This is a genomic window from Bosea sp. PAMC 26642, from assembly GCF_001562255.1.
In the GTDB taxonomy this organism is placed as follows: domain Bacteria; phylum Pseudomonadota; class Alphaproteobacteria; order Rhizobiales; family Beijerinckiaceae; genus Allobosea.
The window spans coordinates 1780611-1799648 of record NZ_CP014301.1 but is presented as its reverse complement, the minus strand read 5'-3'; the positions used below and the strand labels follow the sequence as shown (position 1 = coordinate 1799648).

General features: G+C 66.7%; 19 protein-coding genes and 1 tRNA gene. 13 read left to right on the top strand and 7 right to left on the bottom strand.

Translation table 11 applies throughout. The features are described 5' to 3' along the window. Positions 1-94 precede the first annotated feature (94 nt). The 4 genes from crcB (at position 95) to AXW83_RS08435 (ending at position 3335) form a co-directional block, all read left to right on the top strand. Positions 95-478 carry a fluoride efflux transporter CrcB gene (gene crcB, locus AXW83_RS08450; protein WP_066612282.1) on the top strand — a complete coding sequence of 128 codons (384 nt, stop codon included), beginning with the start codon at positions 95-97 and terminating at the stop codon, positions 476-478. Then, positions 475-1770, top strand: coding sequence for an RluA family pseudouridine synthase (locus tag AXW83_RS08445; RefSeq protein ID WP_066612279.1), 1296 nt, complete (start codon positions 475-477; stop codon positions 1768-1770). The genes crcB and AXW83_RS08445 overlap by 4 nt, the downstream gene beginning before the upstream one ends. 303 nt (positions 1771-2073) lie before the next feature. Next, positions 2074-2574 (top strand): hypothetical protein, encoded by a 501-nt coding sequence (locus AXW83_RS08440; protein WP_066612277.1) that lies wholly within the window; start codon positions 2074-2076, stop codon positions 2572-2574. A 62-nt stretch (positions 2575-2636) separates the two neighbouring features. Then, a complete protein-coding gene (locus AXW83_RS08435; protein WP_066612275.1) occupies positions 2637-3335 on the top strand; it encodes an HAD-IA family hydrolase in 699 nt (232 codons plus the stop codon). Positions 3336-3560: 225 nt separating this feature from the next. Here AXW83_RS08435 and AXW83_RS08430 read toward each other — a convergent pair whose 3' ends face one another. The 4 genes from AXW83_RS08430 to AXW83_RS08415 all read right to left on the bottom strand — a co-directional run bounded on the left by AXW83_RS08430 (position 3561) and on the right by AXW83_RS08415 (position 6551). Then, positions 3561-4457 carry a glycoside hydrolase family 25 protein gene (locus AXW83_RS08430; RefSeq protein ID WP_236841865.1) on the bottom strand — a complete coding sequence of 299 codons (897 nt, stop codon included), beginning with the start codon at positions 4455-4457 and terminating at the stop codon, positions 3561-3563. A 95-nt stretch (positions 4458-4552) separates the two neighbouring features. Further along, a complete protein-coding gene (gene mgtE, locus AXW83_RS08425) occupies positions 4553-5959 on the bottom strand; it encodes a magnesium transporter (RefSeq protein WP_066612273.1) in 1407 nt (468 codons plus the stop codon). Positions 5960-6081: 122 nt separating this feature from the next. After that, positions 6082-6166, bottom strand: a tRNA-Leu gene (locus AXW83_RS08420). 115 nt (positions 6167-6281) lie between these two features. Continuing rightward, positions 6282-6551: a FliM/FliN family flagellar motor switch protein gene (locus AXW83_RS08415; RefSeq protein WP_066612271.1), complete on the bottom strand. Its 270-nt coding sequence runs from the start codon at positions 6549-6551 to the stop codon at positions 6282-6284. Between the two features lie 119 nt (positions 6552-6670). Between AXW83_RS08415 and lipB the strand changes: the two genes are divergently transcribed. The 8 genes from lipB to AXW83_RS08375 all read left to right on the top strand — a co-directional run bounded on the left by lipB (position 6671) and on the right by AXW83_RS08375 (position 15029). Further along, positions 6671-7372 carry a lipoyl(octanoyl) transferase LipB gene (gene lipB / locus AXW83_RS08410; RefSeq protein WP_066612269.1) on the top strand — a complete coding sequence of 234 codons (702 nt, stop codon included), beginning with the start codon at positions 6671-6673 and terminating at the stop codon, positions 7370-7372. Positions 7373-7426: 54 nt separating this feature from the next. Further along, entirely contained in the window at positions 7427-9052 is a 1626-nt protein-coding gene (locus AXW83_RS08405; RefSeq protein ID WP_442855229.1) for a carboxyl transferase domain-containing protein, read from the top strand. Between the two features lie 27 nt (positions 9053-9079). Next, complete coding sequence (locus AXW83_RS08400; RefSeq protein ID WP_066612268.1) at positions 9080-9742, top strand: hypothetical protein; 663 nt, start codon at positions 9080-9082, stop codon at positions 9740-9742. Between the two features lie 218 nt (positions 9743-9960). Further along, on the top strand, positions 9961-10722 hold the full coding sequence (locus AXW83_RS08395; protein ID WP_066612267.1) for an SDR family oxidoreductase: 762 nt from the start codon (positions 9961-9963) through the stop codon (positions 10720-10722). 192 nt (positions 10723-10914) lie between these two features. Next, positions 10915-11496, top strand: a complete 582-nt coding sequence (locus AXW83_RS08390) for a YqaA family protein (protein WP_066612266.1) — start codon at positions 10915-10917, stop codon at positions 11494-11496. A 441-nt stretch (positions 11497-11937) separates the two neighbouring features. Then, entirely contained in the window at positions 11938-13668 is a 1731-nt protein-coding gene (ilvD, locus tag AXW83_RS08385) for a dihydroxy-acid dehydratase (protein ID WP_066612265.1), read from the top strand. Beyond that, positions 13655-14596, top strand: a complete 942-nt coding sequence (locus AXW83_RS08380; RefSeq protein ID WP_082767021.1) for a tetratricopeptide repeat protein — start codon at positions 13655-13657, stop codon at positions 14594-14596. The genes ilvD and AXW83_RS08380 overlap by 14 nt, the downstream gene beginning before the upstream one ends. Before the next feature lie 64 nt (positions 14597-14660). After that, complete coding sequence (locus tag AXW83_RS08375) at positions 14661-15029, top strand: hypothetical protein (protein ID WP_066612263.1); 369 nt, start codon at positions 14661-14663, stop codon at positions 15027-15029. A gap of 6 nt (positions 15030-15035) precedes the next feature. Here the strand turns inward: AXW83_RS08375 and xth are convergent, their stop codons facing one another. Together xth and AXW83_RS08365 are read right to left on the bottom strand one after the other, a co-directional pair. Continuing rightward, the gene (xth, locus tag AXW83_RS08370; RefSeq protein WP_066612258.1) at positions 15036-15821 is read right to left on the bottom strand and encodes an exodeoxyribonuclease III; all 786 of its coding nucleotides are present in this window, start codon (positions 15819-15821) and stop codon (positions 15036-15038) included. Positions 15822-15967: 146 nt separating this feature from the next. Beyond that, on the bottom strand, positions 15968-16435 hold the full coding sequence (locus AXW83_RS08365; RefSeq protein ID WP_066612255.1) for a BA14K family protein: 468 nt from the start codon (positions 16433-16435) through the stop codon (positions 15968-15970). Positions 16436-16682: 247 nt separating this feature from the next. Here AXW83_RS08365 and AXW83_RS08360 point away from each other — a divergent pair, with 247 nt between their 5' ends. Beyond that, complete coding sequence (locus tag AXW83_RS08360; protein WP_066620137.1) at positions 16683-17255, top strand: TIGR00645 family protein; 573 nt, start codon at positions 16683-16685, stop codon at positions 17253-17255. A 175-nt stretch (positions 17256-17430) separates the two neighbouring features. Here the strand turns inward: AXW83_RS08360 and AXW83_RS08355 are convergent, their stop codons facing one another. Then, complete coding sequence (locus tag AXW83_RS08355) at positions 17431-18939, bottom strand: helicase HerA domain-containing protein (RefSeq protein ID WP_066612253.1); 1509 nt, start codon at positions 18937-18939, stop codon at positions 17431-17433. Between the last annotated feature and the right edge of the window lie 99 nt (positions 18940-19038).

Here is a 19038-nt window from a genome sequence, read left to right as displayed (position 1 = left end):
GCGCTTCGCGCTGCCACCTTCTCCCCCGAGGGGAGAAGGAAGAATCGCCCCGATTTCGTTTGTGCGCCACGCCCCCGCCCGCTATCCCCTTCCCATGATCTCCACGCTTCTCGTCTTTCTCGGCGCCGGCATCGGCGGCGTGCTGCGGCACGGCGTCAATCTCGTCTCGCCCAAATGGTTCGGCTCCGGCTTTCCCATGGGCACGCTGGCGATCAACATCATCGGCTCAGGGTTGATGGGTCTCGTCGCCGGCTGGTTCGCCTTCAAGGCGGGCGATAGCTGGCCGCAGGACCTGCGGCTGTTTCTGACCACCGGAATCCTCGGCGGCTTCACCACCTTCTCGGCCTTTTCGCTCGACGCGATGACGCTCTGGGAGCGGGGCGACGTGTCGCTTGCCGCGATCTATGTCGCGGGCTCGGTCGTGGTTTCGCTCGCTGCGCTCGCTGGCGGGTTGTCGCTGATGCGGAGCCTGCCATGAAGCCCGGCAAGACGCGGGGCGGCGGCGCCAATCGCGGCGGCCGGCCGCCGGCCTCGGGCGCGCCCAAGGGCAAGCGGCCGAGCCGTGATGCGCGCCATCCTTCGCGCGCGCCGGCCAGGCCGCGCGCTGCCGCCGAGGACGAGGTCGTGCGCACTGAGCCGACCCGCAACCCGGCGCCGCATCATCCCGCGCCCCGGCCGGCGGGCCCACGCCAGCCTGCCGCGCGGAAGCCGGCGGCGGTCGCTCCTGTTCCGACCCGCGCCGAGATCAAGGCCGAGACGGCGCAGGTGTTGGCGACCGGCGTGCAGCAGCTCGTGGTGACGCCCGACGAGAACGAGATGCGGATCGACCGCTTTCTCGAAACGCGTTTTCCGCAACTTTCCTTCGGCCACATCCAGCGCATCGTCCGCAAGGGCGAGCTGCGCGTCAACGGCAAGCGGGCCGACAGCAAGGACCGGCTCGAAGAGGGCCAGACGGTGCGGATTCCGCCGCTGCGGCTCGACCCGCAGGAGCAGCGTCCGCGCTCGCTCAAGGCCGATGACGACACGGCGGAATTCCTGCGCTCGATCACGCTCTACGAGGATGACGACGTCATCGTGCTGAACAAGCCGGCCGGCCTGGCCGTGCAGGGCGGCTCGGGCACGACGCGCCATGTCGATCAGATGCTCGATGTCCTGATCGACAAGAGCGGACAGAAGCCGCGCCTCGTCCACCGTCTGGACAAGGACACGGCCGGTTGCCTCGTCATCGCGAAATCGCGCTTTGCCGCCGCGACTTTGGCAAAGACGTTCCGCTCGCGTTCGGCACGCAAGGTCTACTGGGCGCTGGTGGCCGGCGTGCCGCGCGTCCGGCAGGGCCGGATCTCGACCTATCTCGCCCGCGAGGAGGCTTATGACGGCGACCAGCGCATGGCCGTGGCCAAGCATGGCGACGACGGCGCCATGCACGCCGTGACCTATTATGCCGTGGTCGAGACGGCGGCGCAGAAACTTGCCTGGCTGTCGCTGAAGCCGGTAACGGGCCGCACGCACCAACTGCGCGCGCACGCCGCCCATATCGGCCATCCGATCGTCGGCGATCCGAAATACTTCAACATCAAGAACTGGGAGCTGCCCGGCGGCATCCAGAACAAGCTGCACCTGCTGGCGCGCCGCATCGTGCTGCCGCATCCGCGCGGCAAGGGCACGATCGACGTCAGCGCGCCGCTGCCGCCGCATATGCGCCAATCCTGGAACCTGCTCGGCTTCGAGGACGCGCATTACGACCCGATCGTAGACGCGCCCGACGAGTAGCTTTTGACCGGAGCCGCCTGAAGCTCCCCATGCGCCGTCATTCCGGGCGCAGCGAAGCGGAGACCCGGAATCCATCGTCGAAGACCGACGGCGCCTTGTGATGGATTCCGGATCGGCGCCTCTTCGCGGCTTGTCCGGAATGACGATGCTTTTGTCGGATGGTTGGTCGTCGCAACCGCGAGACGAGTTCGACGGCTCGTGAGCACACCCGGGATTTGGCTGACGATGCGTAAAGAGAACAGTTGCGGAACAAATCGAACTATGTTCTAATTTTGTTCCCATCACTCTCACGCAGGTGTTCCGATGATGCGTTTCGCCGTTCTCCTTGTCGGCCTGTCCTCCTTCGCCTGTCTCGGCGCGCCTGCAAGTGCGCAGACACCGGCCTCACAAGCATCCGTTACGACAGCCGCCACGCCCGACGAGCCTGTTCCGCGCGCGGCTCGCGCCAAGGCACGCCAGGAATGCCTCGCCGACAATGTCGCTCTGTCGGGCGACGATCTGCGTCCGGCCATGCGCGACTGCATCCAGTCCAAGTTCCCCGGCGTGCAGCTTTACGCGAGGGACGGGCTGACGCGTGACGGCAAGCCGACGGCGACGACCGCGCGTGCCGCCTGCAAGGAGGACGTGGACGGCCGCAATCTGACGGGCTCGGCCCGAACGGCGGCGCTGGTCGCTTGCTTCAACGCCAAGCGGCCAGACCTCGCGCAGCGGGCCGAATGCCGCAAGGAGGCGCGCGAGAAGGGGCTGGACGGCGCCTTGCTGCGGCAGGCTGTGGATGGCTGCGCCCGCGAAGGCCGATCCTGACGGTCATCGCCCATGAGCGCGGCGCGGTGGCCCACTGCCGCGATCCGCGCTAAACGCCCCGCATGGACCTGATCATCTTCGACCTCGACGGCACCCTGATCGATTCCGAGGCGATCATTCTCGGCGCGCAGTTCGAGACCTTTGCGCAATGCGGGCTCGTGCATCCCGGCCGCGAGGCGGGGCTCGGGATCGTCGGGCTGACGCTCGACATCGCGCTTGCGCGGCTCGCCGGGCTGGACAAGCCCGATGAGCGGCTGACCGAGACCTATCGAGAGGTGTTCGGCGCGATGCGCTTGCGCGCCGAGACCGACCCGTCGCTGGACGAGCCGTTATATCCCGGCGCGGCCGAGATGCTGGTGGCGCTCGCTGCCCGGCCGGGACTGAAGCTCGGCATCGCGACCGGCAAGTCGCGACGCGGCGCGGACTATATCATCGAGCGCCATGGCTGGGACGGGCTGTTTTCGACGATCCAGACTGCCGACGACGCGCCCTCCAAGCCGCATCCCGGCATGATCCTGCGGGCGATGGCCGAGACAAACGCCAGCGCGGAGCGCAGCGCGATGGTCGGGGACAGCTCGTTCGACATCGAGATGGCGCTGGCGGCTGGTGTCACTCCCATCGCGGTGTCATGGGGGTTTCAGCCGGTCGCGAGCCTGATGGCGCTGGGCGCGCGGGAGCGGCTGGATGCGTGGTCGGAGCTGCCGGGTCTGGTCGACCGGCTGTCCGTCGCCGGGGCGGCCTCAGAGCCTGGCCCGAAATGAGCTGAGTGGTTTCAACGGCTCCTGTTTGTCGTCCAGAGGTCGTCATTCCGGGCGCAGCGAAGCGGAGACCCGGAATCTATGCCTGATCCGCTCAAGAGCAGCGTTCCGGCATGGATTCCGGATCGGCGCGGCTGCGCCGCTTGTCCGGAATGACGGTCCCTTGGCGTGAAACGATATGGGAAGGCACTAAATGGTCGAATTCATCGAGCCAGCCACCGAGGTCGGCTATTCCTGAAGCTCCGCTCCGGCTTCGCCGAGCTTGAACGCTGCCGAGACCGGCGGGGCCGCGCCCGGGATCGTCGCCACCAGCGGCGGCTGCTGGCGCTCGGCTGGCGGTTGAGGCGAAGGCTGCCGGCGCTTGTCCCAGCGTCGCGTGCCGATATCGTATTCGCCGTTGAGCCAGCCGACGAACTGGTCGTCGCTGCCGAAAAAGGCGTTTCGGTCGACATCGCCCTTGATGCCGGGGATCCGGCCCGTCGTGGTGAACTGCCAGAAGGCCCAGGGGCGGTTTTCGTAGCGGGTTTCGGGCAAGGCCGCCGTCGAGCGGATCCAGTAGGGATAGTCGTTGAACTGGCCTTCCAGCACGTCCTTGTGGAAGGTGATGTCGGTGTAGATGACCGGCTTCTTGCCGGTGAGCTGTTCGAGCTCGGTCAGCATGAGCTGGATCTTCTCCAGCGCGAGCGAGCGGTCGATCTTGCCGGGGCAGGTCTTGGAATGGCCGTTCCATTCGACGTCGAGCACCGGCGGCAGGGCGTCGGGGTCGTTGGGGATGTGCTGGCGGAACCAGACCGCCTGCTCATGGGCCGGCCTGCACCAGTAGACGAAATGGTAGGCGCCACGCGGGACGCCGGCGCGCCGCGCGTTCTCCCAGTTGCGCAGGAAGGCCGGGTCGATATGGTCGCCGCCCTCGGTTGATTTCATGTAGACGAAGCGGGTGCCGGCGCCCTTGACCGCCGTCCAGTCGATCTCGCCCTGCCAGCGCGAAATATCGATGCCGTGCACGGGGTAGCGGTGTGCGGCAGCCACGCCGGGATGGGGGCGATTGTCGCCTTTGAGCGGGTAGTTGCCCTCCAGCGCGACGCAGCCACCAAGGACCGCGAAAGCGGCGACGGCGAACGACATGGCTGTGATGCGATGGATCATGCGATGGGAGGTCATCTCGCTCAACATTGAGGAGAAAGCTTGACGACCGGTTTACGCAACCGCGGGCCTTCGCCTCAATGCAGGTCCAACAGCGCGGTCGCCGTGCCCAGGAAGGCGAAGAATCCGACGACATCGGTGACGGTGGTCACGAAGGTACCCGACGAGACCGCCGGGTCGATGTTGCAGCGGTCGAGCACGAACGGAATCGCGACGCCGGCAAGCGCGCCGGCGACAAGATTGATCACCATGGCGACGCCGATGACGAGGCCTAGGCCCTGATTGCCGAACCAGAGCGAGGCGACCGCGCCGGTGATCAGCGCGAAGGCCAGGCCGTTGATCAAGGCGACGATCAGTTCGCGGGTGAAGAAGCGCCTGATGTTCCAGGAGCCGAGTTCCTGTGTGGCGAGCGCGCGCACCGCCACCGTCATGGTCTGCGTCGCGGCATTGCCACCCTGGCTCGCCACGATCGGCGCCAGGATCGCCAGCGCGACGAGCTGCGAGAGCTGCGCCTCGAACAGGCTCATCACGGAGGCTGCGAGAAAGGCGGTGACGAGGTTGATGAAGAGCCAGCGGAAGCGACTCTTGGCAATTCGAGGCACCGAATCGGAAAGCTCCTCGTCGGCGTCGACGCCACCGAGCTGCTTGACGTCGTCGTCGGCGGCAGCCTCGATCACATCGACGATGTCGTCGATGGTCAGGACGCCGACGAGCCGGCCGGCATCGTCGATCACCGGGGCGGCGATCAGGTTGTAGCGCTGGAACATGCGCGCCACGTCCTCGATGTCGGCCGTGGCGGCGACGGCGCGGTTGTCCTCTTCGACGAGCTCCGAGATCGCGACCGGGCGCCTAGTACGCAAAAGACGGTCGAGCGGCACCGAGCCGATGAAATGATGCGAGGGATCGGCGACCATGATCTCGAAGAAGCGCTCGGGCAGATCCTCGGTCTGGCGCAGATGGTCGATCGTCTGGCCGACTGTCCAGAACGCCGGCACCGCCAGGATCTCGCTCTGCATGCGCCGGCCGGCGCTGCCCTCGGGATAGTCGAGGCCTTTCTGCAGGACGATGCGCTCGGCCGGGGTCAGCCGGTCGAGCACGTCCTTCTTGTCGGCCTCGTCGAGGTCCTCGAGGATGTAGACGGCGTCGTCGGTATCGAGGTCGCGCACGCCCTCGGCCACCGTTTCCGCCGAGAGTCCCTCGAGAATCTCCTCGCGGACGGCGTCGTCGACCTCGGTCAGCGCGGTGAAGTCGAAATCGGCGCCGAGCAGCGAGATCAGGCGCGGGCGTTCGTCGGGATCGAGCGCTTCGAGCAAGGCGCCGAGATCGGCCTCGTGCATGTCGGCGACGACGCCGCGAAGCGTCGTGAGGTCCGAGAGCAGCAGCGCCTGCGAGACCTGTTCGACCAGATTGGGGTCGATCGCGCCGTCTTCGTCACGGATCTTGCGCGGCTGCGTCTCAGTGGGAGCGTGTTCGGTGTCCGACATCGGTCCGGCTCCACGATTCGGGAAATGGGTGTGCAGCCCTTGTGTCAGCCGCTTCGCTGCAACGCAACGCGAAACGGCGACCCTCGCGGATCGCCGTTTCGTCGAGGCTTTGCGCCTTAATCTGGTGCGGTCAAGAGGACTCGAACCTCCACGGGTCTCCCCGCTACCACCTCAAGGTAGTGCGTCTACCAATTCCGCCATGACCGCAGCGGCTCCGCCGCGCCGCGCATGGCGACGAACTCGGGAGCGGCGCGGGTCTAGCAAATCGAATCCGCCCCCACAAGGGCATTGCGCGAAGAATGCGGCGACAGCCCACAGCGGGTCAGGCCGCTTGCGCCACTTCCTGAAGGGTGTAGACGGTCGGGCGCTTGAGCATCTGGGTGATCTCGACGGATATCCGCGAGCCGGAGACGACGACGTTTCCCTTGGCGAAGGGGTGGTTGTTGGCCAGAATCTCGACTTCGTCGGTCTCGCTGGCGTTGAGCTCGATGATCGCGCCGCGGCCCATGCGCAGAAGCTTGTAGATCGGCATCCGGGTCGAACCCAGCACCACCGTCAACTCGACAGGAACGAGATCGAGATCGGCCTTCACGTCCTGCCTCCAAGCCATTACCTACGCGACCGACACACTTGCCCGCGGGTCTTTGCCGGGCGCAAGGCGCGCTTGCCGCTTCCGGTTAAGCGACGATGACCAAACAGGGTTAAGGCAAGGTGAAGACGCGCCAGGCGCTTTCGGTTTCGTTTGGGCCGCAGCCCGGTTTCGACCCTGTCGAATGGGTCGTGGCCGCGGGGCTGACGGCCTACGACGATGCCGTGGCCGAGATGGAGGCACGCGCTGCCCTGATCGCGGACGGGCTGGCGCGCGAGCGGGTCTGGCTGGTCGAGCACCCGCCGCTCTACACCGCCGGCACCTCCGCTAAGGCGGCCGATTTGGTCGCGCCGGAGCGCTTCCCGGTGCATGCCAGCGGCCGGGGCGGGCAATACACCTATCACGGGCCGGGACAGCGCGTGGCCTATGTCATGCTCGACCTGAAGCGCCGCGACCCGGATCTGCGGCGCTTCGTGGCGGCGCTGGAGGCCTGGCTGATCGGCGCGCTCGACGCGATGAACGTGCGCGGCGAAAGGCGCGAGGACCGCGTCGGCGTCTGGGTGCGGCGGCCGGAGAAGCGGGCAGGGGCGGAGGACAAGATCGCCGCAATCGGCATCCGCGTGCGGCGCTGGGTCTCGTTCCACGGCATCTCGCTCAATGTCGAGCCGGACCTTAAGCATTTCGACGGGATCGTGCCCTGCGGCGTCAGCGACCAGGGCGTGACCTCGCTGGTCGATCTCGGGCTGCCGGTGACGATGCCGGAGGTCGATGGCGTTCTGCGCGGGGAGTTCGAGCGCATCTTCGGGCCGACCGTGTTGGCATGAGCGCCCGTTGGCATGGCCGGTGGAGGCGTCCATAAGGCTCTCCAGAACAAGCCAATGCCGAGGGAGCGCGCAGTGCCGGTCATCGAGAGCAAGGTCGATCTGAATTCGGCCGAGACGCGCGCCAATGCCGATAACTGGACGGCATTGCGCGCCGAACTGCAGGAGCGCCGGGCCACCGTGGCGCTCGGCGGCAACGCCAGATCGCGCGAGCGCCATACGGCACGGGGAAAGCTGCTGCCGCGCGAGCGCGTGCTGCGGCTGCTTGATCCCGGCTCCGCTTTCCTGGAGATCGGGGCACTGGCCGCCTTCGAGATGTACGACAAGGAAATCCACGGCGCCGGCATGATCGCCGGCATCGGCCGCGTCGCCGGGCGCGAATGCATGATCGTGTGCAACGATGCGACGATCAAGGGCGGCACCTATTACCCAATGACGGTGAAGAAGCATCTGCGGGCGCAGGAGATCGCGCGCGAGAACCGGCTGCCCTGCATCTATCTGGTCGATTCGGGTGGGGCCAACCTGCCGCACCAGACCGAGGTGTTTCCCGACCGCGAGCATTTCGGCCGGATCTTCTACAACCAGGCCAACCTCTCGGCAGAGGGGATTCCGCAGATCGCCGTGGTGATGGGCTCCTGCACGGCCGGCGGCGCCTATGTCCCGGCGATGTCCGACGAGACCGTGATCGTCAAGAACCAGGGCACGATCTTCCTCGGCGGCCCGCCTCTGGTGAAGGCCGCGACCGGCGAGGTCGTCACGGCCGAAGACCTCGGCGGCGCCGACGTCCATGCCAGGCTGTCGGGCGTCGCCGATCACTATGCCGGCGACGACACCCATGCGCTGGCGATCGCGCGCCGGATCGCCGCCAATCTCAACAGCGTCAAGCGGCCCGACATCGACATCGCCGAGACCGCCCCGCCGCTCTACCCGGTCGAGGAGCTGGAAGCGGTGGTCCCGACCGACCTGAAGAAGCAATACGATATCCGCGAGGTCATCGCCCGGCTGGTCGACGGCTCCGAGTTCGACGAGTTCAAGAAGCTCTACGGCACGACTTTGATCACCGGCTTTGCCCGCATCCACGGCATGCCCGTCGGCATCATCGCCAATAACGGCATCCTGTTCTCCGAGAGCGCGCTGAAGGGCGCCCATTTCATCGAATTGTGCTGCCAGCGCCGGATTCCGCTGCTGTTCCTGCAAAACATCACCGGCTTCATGGTCGGCCGCGATTTCGAGACGCGCGGCATCGCCAAGGACGGGGCCAAGCTCGTCACGGCGGTCGCCGCGGCTCGGGTGCCGAAGATCACCGTGCTGGTCGGCGGCTCGTTCGGGGCGGGCAATTACGGCATGTGCGGCCGGGCCTATTCGCCACGCTTCCTGTTCACCTGGCCGAACTCCCGCATTTCGGTGATGGGCGGCGAGCAGGCGGCGAGCGTGCTGGCGACCGTGCGCCGCGACAATATCGAGGCCGAGGGCAAGAGCTGGTCTGCCGAGGAGGAGGAGAGCTTCAAGGCGCCGATCCGCTCGAAATACGAGGAGGAGGGCTCTCCCTACCACGCCACGGCGCGGCTCTGGGACGACGGCATCATCCTGCCGAGCGAGACGCGGCGCGTGCTGGCGCTGGCGTTCTCCGCCTGCCTGAACGCGCCCGTGCCGGAAACGAAGTTCGGTGTCTTCCGGATGTAATCCGGCGCCGATAGTCTCGATCGCATCATGACCCCTTTCGGCTATTGCGAGCGCGACAGCACGCTGTTCTGGGCCGAGCCGTTGAATGCGCTGACCAACGGCGCTTTCATCGTCGCGGCCGTGATGGCGCAGCTGCTCTGGCGCCGCGCGGGTGGACGCGACTGGCCCGCCGCGCTGCTGATCGCGCTGGTCTTTTGTATCGGCATCGGCTCCTTCCTGTTCCACACCATGCCGGGACGGGCGACCCTGCTTGCGGACGTGATCCCGATCCAGCTCTTCGCCTTCGGCTATTTCGGGCTGGCGTTGCGGCGCCTGCTGCGTCTCTCGCTGACAGCAAGCCTGATCGGCACCCTGGCCTTTCTCGGCTTCGCGCTGGCGCTCCAGGTCGGCTTGGCACCGCTCTTGCCGCAAGGTGCGCGCGGCTCGGCCGGCTATGGCGCCTTCGTAATCGGGCTTTTCGGCGTGGGTCTCGGCTTGCGCGCCGGTCACCCCGAACAGACCGGCTCGGCCGGCCTGCTGCTGGCCGGCGTCCTGTTTGCGGTGTCGCTGACCCTGCGCTCGCTCGATGCCGGCTGGTGCGCGCAACTGCCGTTCGGGCTGCACTGGGCCTGGCATCTGCTCAATGCCGGCGTGCTTTGTCTCCTGCTGCGCGCCGCGATCGGCAGCCAAAGCCGGCCGGCGCCAGGTTAAGGCCTGCGCTACGCTGCGAGGCGGACCTGGCTGCTGGGGAGCCGCTTGCCGAAATCCGGTGATGCGCCGGCGGCCATGACCGCATGGAGAACCAGCCGAGACTGTTCGATGGCTTGATGGGCTCCCATACCCAAAAAGCCGGTTTCGCGTGCCCGCCGCGCTGCTATGGTCGGGCGCCATCTGAAACGGTTTAGCTCAAGAAACGACGAGGATACGCCATGCCTTTGCACAACAAGGTCGCCATCATCACGGGCGCAGGATCGGGCGTGGGGCGCTCGGTGGCTCTGGCCTTCCTCAAGGACGGCTACCGCACGGTGCTCGCCGGGCGGCGTGCGGACGCGCTGGAGGAGACCATCGCGCTCTCGGGCGCTCCGGCCGGGCAGGCGCTGGCGGTGCCGACCGACGTGACGGACAAGGCCTCGGTCGATGCGCTGTTTGCGAAGACCAAGGAGGCTTTCGGGCGGCTCGACGTGCTGTTCAACAATGCCGGCGTCAATGCGCCTGGCGGCATCCTCCTCGAAGACCTCTCGCTGGAGGATTGGCAGAAGGTCGTCGACACCAACCTGACCGGGCCGTTCCTGTGTACGCAGGGCGCCTTCAGGATGATGAAGGACCAGTCGCCGCGCGGTGGGCGGATCATCAACAACGGCTCGATCTCGGCCCATGCGCCGCGGCCCAATTCCATCGCCTATACCGCGACGAAGCACGCCATCACGGGCCTGACCAAGACCTCCTCACTCGACGGGCGGAAATACGACATCGCTGTGGGGCAGGTCGATATCGGCAACGCGCTGACCGAGATGGCCCGCAGGATGACGACCGGCGTGCCGCAGGCCGACGGCTCGATCAAGGTCGAGGCGGTGATGGAGGTCGATCATGTCGCCACCACCGTGCTGCACATGGCGAGCCTGCCGATCGAGGCGAACGTGCTATTCGTCACGGTGATGGCGACGAGCGCTCCCTTCGTTGGGCGCGGCTAATAGCTTCCGCCGCTGGCCCGGCCGGGGCTGTTGCCTCCGGCCGGTCACCCTCGCGTCTTCAAATTGACCTTGACGCAAGACATCTCTGGCATTCTGAGATGGAGGCGGTTAGATGCGCGCCGGGTGCAGGTCCGCCATGCATCCGGCCGCCGCCTTCGCGTTCATGCCTCAAGAACCGGTTCTTCCAACGCCATGCTGAAGCGAGCCTATGACTGGTTGGTCTCCTACGCGTCCCATCCCGGCGCTCCCTGGCTGCTTTTCGCCCTGACCTTCGTCGAAAGTTCGGTGAGCCCGCTGCCGCCGATCCCGCTGCTGCTGCCGATGTGCATCGCCAGGCCCGACCGCGCCTGGTTCTATGCCGGGATCTGCTCGCTCGGCGCCGTGATGGGCGGCTATCTCGGCTATGCGATCGGGGCGCTGCTCTATGACAGCGTCGGCTCCTGGCTGATCGGGATCTACGGGCTGCAGGAGAAGGCGGCACAACTGATCACCACCTCCCAGGATTTCTGGTTCTGGGTGCTGGTGACCAAGGGTCTGACGCCGATCCCGTTCAAGATCGTCACGATCATGTCGGGCTTCCTGCATTTCGACCTGTGGCAGTTCACTATCGGCATGGTGGTGTCGCGCGTGACCTTCTTCATGATGATCGCGCTGGCGCTGCGCTATTACGGCGACAACATCCGCATCTTCATCGAGAAACACCTGCCGATGACGGCGCTGGCGCTGGTGGTGGTCGTGGTCGGCGGGTTTTTTGTGCTCCCGATGGTGCTCTGAGAGCCACCCCATCGTCATTCCGGACAAGCCGCGTCAGCGGTGCCGATCCGGAAGCCATGCCGGAACGCTGATCCTGCAAAGTTCCGGCATGGATTCCGGGTCTCCGCTTCGCTGCGCCCGGAATGACGGTTGGATGCGCGCTAAACGCCATCCCGCATTTTGTTCCCTATCCTCGCCAATTTGTGACTTCGCCGCAACACCGCTGCGCATTGCGTTCAGGCGGCCCGATGGCGCCCGATTTGCCGCGATCCCGCCACAAAGCGCGCCCAGCAGAGAGGTTCGATAAGTCACTGAGATATAGACGATTTAAATAGTGGATTGCGCGGCTGCGGGAAGGATTTCCTTCATCATGCCGCCGCCGCGACGACGTTGCGCCCGGTTCGGGCTGCGTGGCACATCTGCCACGCGCGAAACGCGCAGGGTGGAACGAGGAAAAAGAAAATGGATGCGCGCGTTTTCGACAAGTCGAGACTGCCCAGCCGGCATGTGAGCGTTGGCCCCGCGCGCGCGCCGCATCGCTCGTATTACTACGCCATGGGCATGACGGCCCGGCAGATCGCGCAACCTTTCGTCGGCGTCGCCTCATGCTGGAACGAGGCCGCGCCCTGCAACATCGCGCTGATGCGACAGGCCCAGGCGGTCAAGAAGGGCGTCGCCTCGGCCAACGGCACGCCGCGCGAATTTTGCACGATCTCGGTGACCGATGGCATCGCCATGGGTCATCAGGGCATGAAGTCGTCGCTCGCCTCGCGCGAATGCATCGCCGATTCGGTCGAGCTGACGATGCGCGGCCATTGCTACGATGCGCTGGTGGGCTTGGCCGGCTGCGACAAGTCGCTGCCTGGCATGATGATGGCGATGGTGCGGCTCAACGTGCCCTCGATCTTCATCTATGGCGGCTCGATCCTGCCCGGCAATTTCAAGGGCAACCCCGTCACCGTGCAGGACGTGTTCGAGGCGGTCGGCAAGCACTCGGTCGGGGCGATGTCGGACGAGGATCTGAAGGAACTGGAGGAGGTGGCCTGTCCATCCTCGGGGTCGTGTGGTGCGCAGTTCACCGCCAATACGATGGCGACGGTCGCCGAGGCGATCGGGCTGGCGCTGCCCTATTCCTGCGGCGCGCCGGCGCCTTACGACATGCGCGACAGCTTCTGCTACACGGCCGGCGAGATGGTGATGGAGCTGATCGCCCGCAACATCCGGCCGCGCGACATCGTCACGCTGAAGGCGCTGGAGAACGCGGCCACCGTGGTCGCGGCCTCGGGCGGTTCGACCAACGGCGCGCTGCACCTGCCGGCGATCGCGCATGAATGCGGTATCGATTTCGATCTCTTCGCCGTCGCCGAGATCTTCAAGAAGACACCCTATATCGCCGATCTGAAGCCGGGCGGGAAATACGTCGCCAAGGACATGTTCGAGGTCGGCGGCATCCCGCTGCTGATGAAAACGCTGCTCGACCATGGCTATCTGCATGGCGACTGCATGACCGTGACCGGCCGGACGATCGCCGAGAATCTCGCTTCGGTGAAGTGGAACGACAGCCAAGACGTGGTGCGCGCCGCCGACAAGCCGCTCTCGCCCAATGGCGGCGTCGTCGGGCTGCAGGGCAATCTCGCGCCGGAGGGCGCAATCGTGAAGATCGCCGGAATGACCACCGAGCAGCTGATCTTTGCCGGCCCGGCGCGCTGCTTCGATTGCGAGGAGGACGCGTTCGCGGCGGTCAGCAACCGTGAGTATCAAGTCGGCGACGTGATCGTGATTCGCTATGAGGGCCCCAAGGGCGGTCCGGGGATGCGCGAAATGCTGTCGACCACGGCCGCGCTCTACGGCCAGGGCATGGGCGACAAGGTCGCTTTGATCACTGACGGCCGTTTTTCGGGCGCGACGCGGGGTTTCTGCGTCGGCCATGTCGGTCCGGAAGCAGCCGTCGGCGGGCCGATCGCGCTGATCCGCGACGGCGACATCATCGAGCTCGACGCGATCACAGGAAAGCTCGCTTGCCGCCTTTCTGATGCCGAACTTGAGTCGCGTCGTCAGGCTTGGACACCCCGCAAGACCGATTACGCATCGGGCGCCTTGTGGAAATACGCGCAGACGGTCGGCTCCGCCAAAGGGGGGGCCGTGACCCACCCCGGAGGGGCCGCCGAGACCCATTGCTATGCGGATATCTGACGCCAGCATCGCAGCTCTGTTCCTGATCCTGGGCGGCCAACAGGCCGCCTGGGCGCAGGATGGTGCGCGCGGCCCGATCCCGCCGCGTCCGATTCCCGGCATCGCCCTGCCCGAGCCCGAGGGCCCGTTCCAGCCCGTGCCGGGAGGACGCGTGATCGCGCCCGCGCCCAACGCGCCAGCCGCTCACACCGCCCTGCCGCTGGCGCCCTTCACCAGCGCGCGCGATGCGCTGAAGGCCTGGATGCGTGATTCGACCGCCGGTGATCAGGCCGGCGCCGTGCGCGCGCTCGAATATGCCGCGTCGCAGGGACACCTGACTGCGCAGTTCAAGCTCGGCCGGATGTATGCCGCAGGCGAGGGCGTTCCGCTCAACGATCTCAAGGCCTTCGAGTATTTCTCCAAGATCGCGGACGAGAATGCCGACGCCATTCCCGGCACGGCGGACGGCCGCCTCGTCGGCAGCGCCTTCGTGGCGCTCGGCAGCTATTTCGCCGACGGCATCAAGGGCAGCTATGTGCAGGCCAATGCCGACCGCGCCTTCGACATGTTCCACTATGCCGCCTCCTATTTCGGCGACCCGGAGGGGCAGTACAATCTCGGCCGGCTCTATATGAGCGGGCAGGGCACGGCGCGCGATCAGCGCCAGGCGGCACGCTGGATGAAGCTTGCGGCCGAAAAGGGCCATGCGCCTGCCCGCGCCGTCTTCGGCGACATGCTGCTGCGCGGCGGTGACGGCGTGCCGCGTTCTCCCGTCATGGGCCTGATGTGGCTCTCGCTCGCCCGCGACGGCGCCGACCCGCAGCGCGACGCCTGGATCATCGAGCGCCACGAGGCAGCCTTCGCAGCCGCCCCGGCCGGCGATCGCAACGCCGCGATGGCGCTGGTCGAGCGCCAGCAGTTTGCGGGGCGGGCTGCGGCTCAGCGCTGACGGTCGGCTGCATCCGGCGCGCCGCGCCCGACGTAATGGCTCCAGACCCATTGGAGCTGCCGCCATGCGCAAGACGACATCCCTCGGCCTCGTTGCCGCGATGCTTTCATGGGGCCTGCTGACTGCAGCGGCCCAGGAGAATTACGAGGCCTGGGCGCCGCTGAAGGACCCGTTCCCGAGCACGGGCGGCGGCGGGATCATGATCCACGATTATGATCCCGTGGTCGCCGACGGCAAATGCACGACGAATTTCCGCGCCATCGAGCCCAACGGCACGGTCTATCGCAATGCCATCGTGTTCGACGCGGTCGAGGCGCAGGGCGGCGTGCTCTGCACCAACGGCAAATGGCGCTCGCTGGAGAATGCCGCGACCGGCACGACCCCGTTTCGCGTCTTCATCAAGGGTGGGATGAAGCGCGGCAGTGCGGATTGAGCGTGGTCAAGCCGCCCGCAACTCCACCATCACGGGAACATGGTCCGACGGCTTCTCCCAGCCGCGGACGTGCTTGACGATCGAGACGTTTGCCAGCCTGTCCGCCGCTTGCGGCGAGAGCAGGAGATGGTCGATGCGGATGCCGTTGTTCCGCTGCCAGGCGCCGGCCTGATAGTCCCAGAAGGTGTAGAGGCCCGGCGCCTCGGTCGTTGCCCGCAGCGCCTCGGTCAGGCCGAGATTGATCAGGCCGCGAAACGCCGTGCGGGTCGGGGGCAGAAAGAGCGCGTCGCCGACCCAGGCTGCGGGCTCGCGGGCGTCGCGGGGTTCTGGGATGACGTTGTAGTCGCCCGCCAGCACCAGCGGCTCCTCCAGCGCCAGCAGGTCGCGGGTATGGTCGGTCAGGCGCTTCATCCAGCCGAGCTTGTAGGGGTATTTCTCGGTGTTGGGCGGATTGCCGTTGGGCAGATAGATCGAAGCGAGCCGGACCACGCCTGAGCCCAGCGGAAGCAGACCTTCGAGATAGCGCGCCTGCTCGTCGGTCTCGTCGCCGGGCAGGCCGCGCCTAACGTCTTCCAGTTTGCTGCGCGACAGGATGGCGACGCCGTTGAAGGTCTTCTGGCCATGGGTCTCGACCTGCCAGCCGGCTGCCTCTATCTCCGCGCGCGGAAAATCGGCATCGACGCATTTGATCTCCTGCAGGCAGAGCGCGTCGGGCTCGGCTTCTTTCAGGAAGTCGAGCAGATGGCCTAGCCGCTGGCGGACGGAGTTGACGTTCCAGGTGGCGATTCGCAAGGCAGGACTCCGGCGGACGACAGGCAGCGGGCAGTGTAGGAGCTTCCGCGCCGCTGTGGAACACGCAGGCTGCGCATCGATCTCGGACACAAAAAAGCTCCCCGCACCGCTGCGGGGAGCCTGTCATCTATCCCAACCGGATCGTGTCAGGGGCAGGCGCGGACGACGCCGCCATTGGCGATGTAGGTGCCGGTCTCGGGGTCGTAGCTGCGGAAGCGGCGCGAGCAGTAGGCGATCGCGTCGGCATCGGGTGAGGCATATACCGGAGCCGGCTCGGCATAGACCGGTCCGCCGTAGACGGGGCTGCCATAGACGGGACCGGGAGCCAGCAGTGCGCCGGCCGCCAGCGCTCCGATGGCACCAGCCGCGATGCCGGCTCCGACGGCTGCGCCGCGTCCACCACGGTAGTAGCCGCCGCGATAGCCGTAGCGTGGCCCGCCGCGATAGCCACCATAGCCGTAGCGGCGGTATTGCACGGTCTCAACGAGGCCCTTGCCGCTCTGGCTCAGCGCTAGCGCAGAACCCGCGGTGGCGTTGATCGGGGCGGCCGATGCCGGGTTGGCGAGCAGGCTCGCCGCACCGAGGGCAGCAGCGATGGTCAGGGTCTTGAACATCGGAAAACTCCTCTTCCTCTCCAAGGCGAGAGGAACGTGAGCCGTTCCTCTTGTTGTAACACAATCTATGCGCTGCCATTGCGGCAGAAAAGACGCGATCGCGAAGGTGGACAAGATTTCATCTTCGGTTCAGGCGTCTCCGGCGATGTCGAACATCGCGCTTGCGCCGGACGCACCGGCGCATCATCTCACGGTCGCAGCGATCTTGCATTGCAGCATGACCTCGAACCCTGTCGGAAACCCATCCATGTCGCATCCTGGCGAAACCCCGCCGCCTTCGATCCCCGTCGCGGTCAAGCTGCTGCCGATGATCATCTTCAGCTCGCGCTGGCTGCAGGTGCCGCTCTATCTCGGGCTGATCGTGGCGCAGTGCGTCTATGTCTTCCTGTTCCTGAAGGAACTCTGGCATCTCGTCAGCCATGCAGGGTCGTTCGGCGAGCAGCAGATCATGCTGGTGGTGCTCGGCCTGATCGACGTGGTGATGATCTCGAACCTGCTGATCATGGTCATCGTCGGCGGCTACGAGACCTTCGTCTCGCGGCTCGGCCTGCAGAACCATCCCGACCAGCCCGAATGGCTCAGCCACGTCAACGCCAGCGTACTCAAGATCAAGCTCGCCATGGCGATCATCGGCATCTCGTCGATCCACCTGCTGCGGACCTTCATCGAGGCCGGCAATATCGGCAGCGCGACGGCGACGAACTATACCGCGACCGGGGTGATCCTGCAGACGGTGATCCACACGGTCTTCATCCTCTCTGCGATCGGCATCGCCTGGGTGGACAGGATGACGGTATCGACCGGCGGCAAGGGGCATTGAGAGTTTCGTCCTGTCGCGACCGTGCGTCCAACACGCGCCGTCATTCCGGGCGCAGCGCAGCGGAGACCCGGAATCCATCGCAAGGCGCTGTCGTGCTCAATGATGGATTCGGATCGGCGCCGCTGACGCGGCTTGTCCGGAATGACGGCGTGTTTCCGAGCGAAACGCTCCGAGGTCAGCCTCTTGCGCCGCGCGGCATTCCCGCCGTGCGCGGCTGGGCGAGGCCCGGTGCCGTTTCCAGTCCGAGCGTCGGCAGGGCGAGCGTGCGCTGCCCGCGGAAATCGACGTGGCAGACGAGCAGGCCGCGCTCCTCGATATAGCCGATCAGGCGGCGGGCCCGGCTGGGGCTATGGCTGCCATAGACGGCGGCGAGTTCGGCGTCGCCGGGTGCCGGGGCACGTTCGATGGCGGCGCGGGCGATGAACAGGAACAGACCCTGCAGATCGTCGGGCAGGGCGAGCGAGGCCGAGACCGCCTCCTGCCAGACCTTCGAGCCGGCAAGTTCGTCGCTGGCGCCGGCCCGGGCCACGACGAGCCGGCGGCGGAACTCTTCGAGGCTCGGATTGGTGCGGCCGAGTCGGCGCATCCGGCAGCGCACTGTGAAGTCCTGATAGAGCACTGCGACCTGGCGCGAGCGCGCCTCGGGATCGGCCATCAGCTCGCGCAGGATCTCGGCCATGATCGCCTCGCGCTCGGCCGGCTCCATCGGGATTTCGGGCTCGGGCTCCGGGGCGGGCGTCGGGCGGTAGGTCTCGATCTGACGCATGACGTCGTTGGCCGGGCGCGGACGCGGGGCCGGGCGGGGCGTGCGCAGCGCCTGGACGGGCTCGTCGGCGCCGGCCGTGAAGATCAGCTTGCCGGCCTCTTCTGGCGCCTGCTCCGGCAGCGGCATCAGGCCGGGCGCGCCGCCGCGATCGACCGAGGTCGCCTTGCCGATGCGCAGCGGCAGCGGGCGCTTCGACAGGGCAGGGCCGAGCGCGACGAACTGGCCGCGTTCGAGATCGCGAAACATCTCGGCCTGCTTCCGGTCCATGCCGAGCAGATCGGCGGCGCGGGCCATGTCGATATCGAGGAAGGTGCGGCCCATCAGGAAGTTCGAGGCCTCGGCCGCAACGTTCTTGGCGAGCTTGGCGAGGCGCTGGGTCGCGATCACGCCGGCCAAGCCCCGCTTGCGGCCGCGGCACATCAGGTTGGTCATGGCCCCGAGCGAGAGCCGACGGGCCTCGTCGGAGGCCTCGCCCGCCATGACAGGCGCAAAAAGCTGGGCTTCGTCGACCACCACCAGCATCGGGAACCAGAGGCTGCGATCGACGTCGAAGAGCCCGCCGAGGAAGGCGGCCGTGGCGCGCAGCTGCTCGTCGGCATCGAGGTTCTCGAGGTTCAGCACGACCGAGACGCGGTGCTGCCGGACCCTGAGCGCGACGCGCTGCAACTCGGCCTCGCCGCACTCCGCATCGACCACGACATGGCCGAACTGGTCGGCCAGCGAGACGAAATCGCCCTCCGGGTCGATCACGGCCTGCTGGACCAGCGGCGCGCTCTGCTCCAGCAGGCGGCGCAGCAGATGTGACTTGCCCGAGCCGGAATTGCCCTGCACGAGCAGGCGCGTCGCCAGCAGCTCGGCGAGGTCGAGCCAGCCCGGCTCGCCCGTCCGGGTGGTGCCCATGTCGATCGCCGTGGTCATGCGGTGGTTGCGTCGTCCTAATCTGGTGCGGTCGGCCGGTGCTTCTAGCACGGCCTGCCGCTGCGCCGGCCGAGCCGCTGCGGACCTTCCACAGCTATC

Coding starts and splice junctions, on each gene's coding strand:
- crcB (WP_066612282.1), top strand. CDS start 95: ATGATCTCCACGCTTCTCGTCTTTCTCGGCGCCGGCATCGGCGGCGTG.
- AXW83_RS08445 (WP_066612279.1), top strand. CDS start 475: ATGAAGCCCGGCAAGACGCGGGGCGGCGGCGCCAATCGCGGCGGCCGG.
- AXW83_RS08440 (WP_066612277.1), top strand. CDS start 2,074: ATGATGCGTTTCGCCGTTCTCCTTGTCGGCCTGTCCTCCTTCGCCTGT.
- AXW83_RS08435 (WP_066612275.1), top strand. CDS start 2,637: ATGGACCTGATCATCTTCGACCTCGACGGCACCCTGATCGATTCCGAG.
- AXW83_RS08430 (WP_236841865.1), bottom strand. CDS start 4,457: ATGTCGTTCGCCGTCGCCGCTTTCGCGGTCCTTGGTGGCTGCGTCGCG.
- mgtE (WP_066612273.1), bottom strand. CDS start 5,959: ATGTCGGACACCGAACACGCTCCCACTGAGACGCAGCCGCGCAAGATC.
- AXW83_RS08405 (WP_442855229.1), top strand. CDS start 7,427: ATGCCGAGGGAGCGCGCAGTGCCGGTCATCGAGAGCAAGGTCGATCTG.
- AXW83_RS08400 (WP_066612268.1), top strand. CDS start 9,080: ATGACCCCTTTCGGCTATTGCGAGCGCGACAGCACGCTGTTCTGGGCC.
- AXW83_RS08395 (WP_066612267.1), top strand. CDS start 9,961: ATGCCTTTGCACAACAAGGTCGCCATCATCACGGGCGCAGGATCGGGC.
- AXW83_RS08390 (WP_066612266.1), top strand. CDS start 10,915: ATGCTGAAGCGAGCCTATGACTGGTTGGTCTCCTACGCGTCCCATCCC.
- ilvD (WP_066612265.1), top strand. CDS start 11,938: ATGGATGCGCGCGTTTTCGACAAGTCGAGACTGCCCAGCCGGCATGTG.
- AXW83_RS08380 (WP_082767021.1), top strand. CDS start 13,655: ATGCGGATATCTGACGCCAGCATCGCAGCTCTGTTCCTGATCCTGGGC.
- AXW83_RS08375 (WP_066612263.1), top strand. CDS start 14,661: ATGCGCAAGACGACATCCCTCGGCCTCGTTGCCGCGATGCTTTCATGG.
- AXW83_RS08365 (WP_066612255.1), bottom strand. CDS start 16,435: ATGTTCAAGACCCTGACCATCGCTGCTGCCCTCGGTGCGGCGAGCCTG.
- AXW83_RS08360 (WP_066620137.1), top strand. CDS start 16,683: ATGTCGCATCCTGGCGAAACCCCGCCGCCTTCGATCCCCGTCGCGGTC.
- AXW83_RS08355 (WP_066612253.1), bottom strand. CDS start 18,939: ATGACCACGGCGATCGACATGGGCACCACCCGGACGGGCGAGCCGGGC.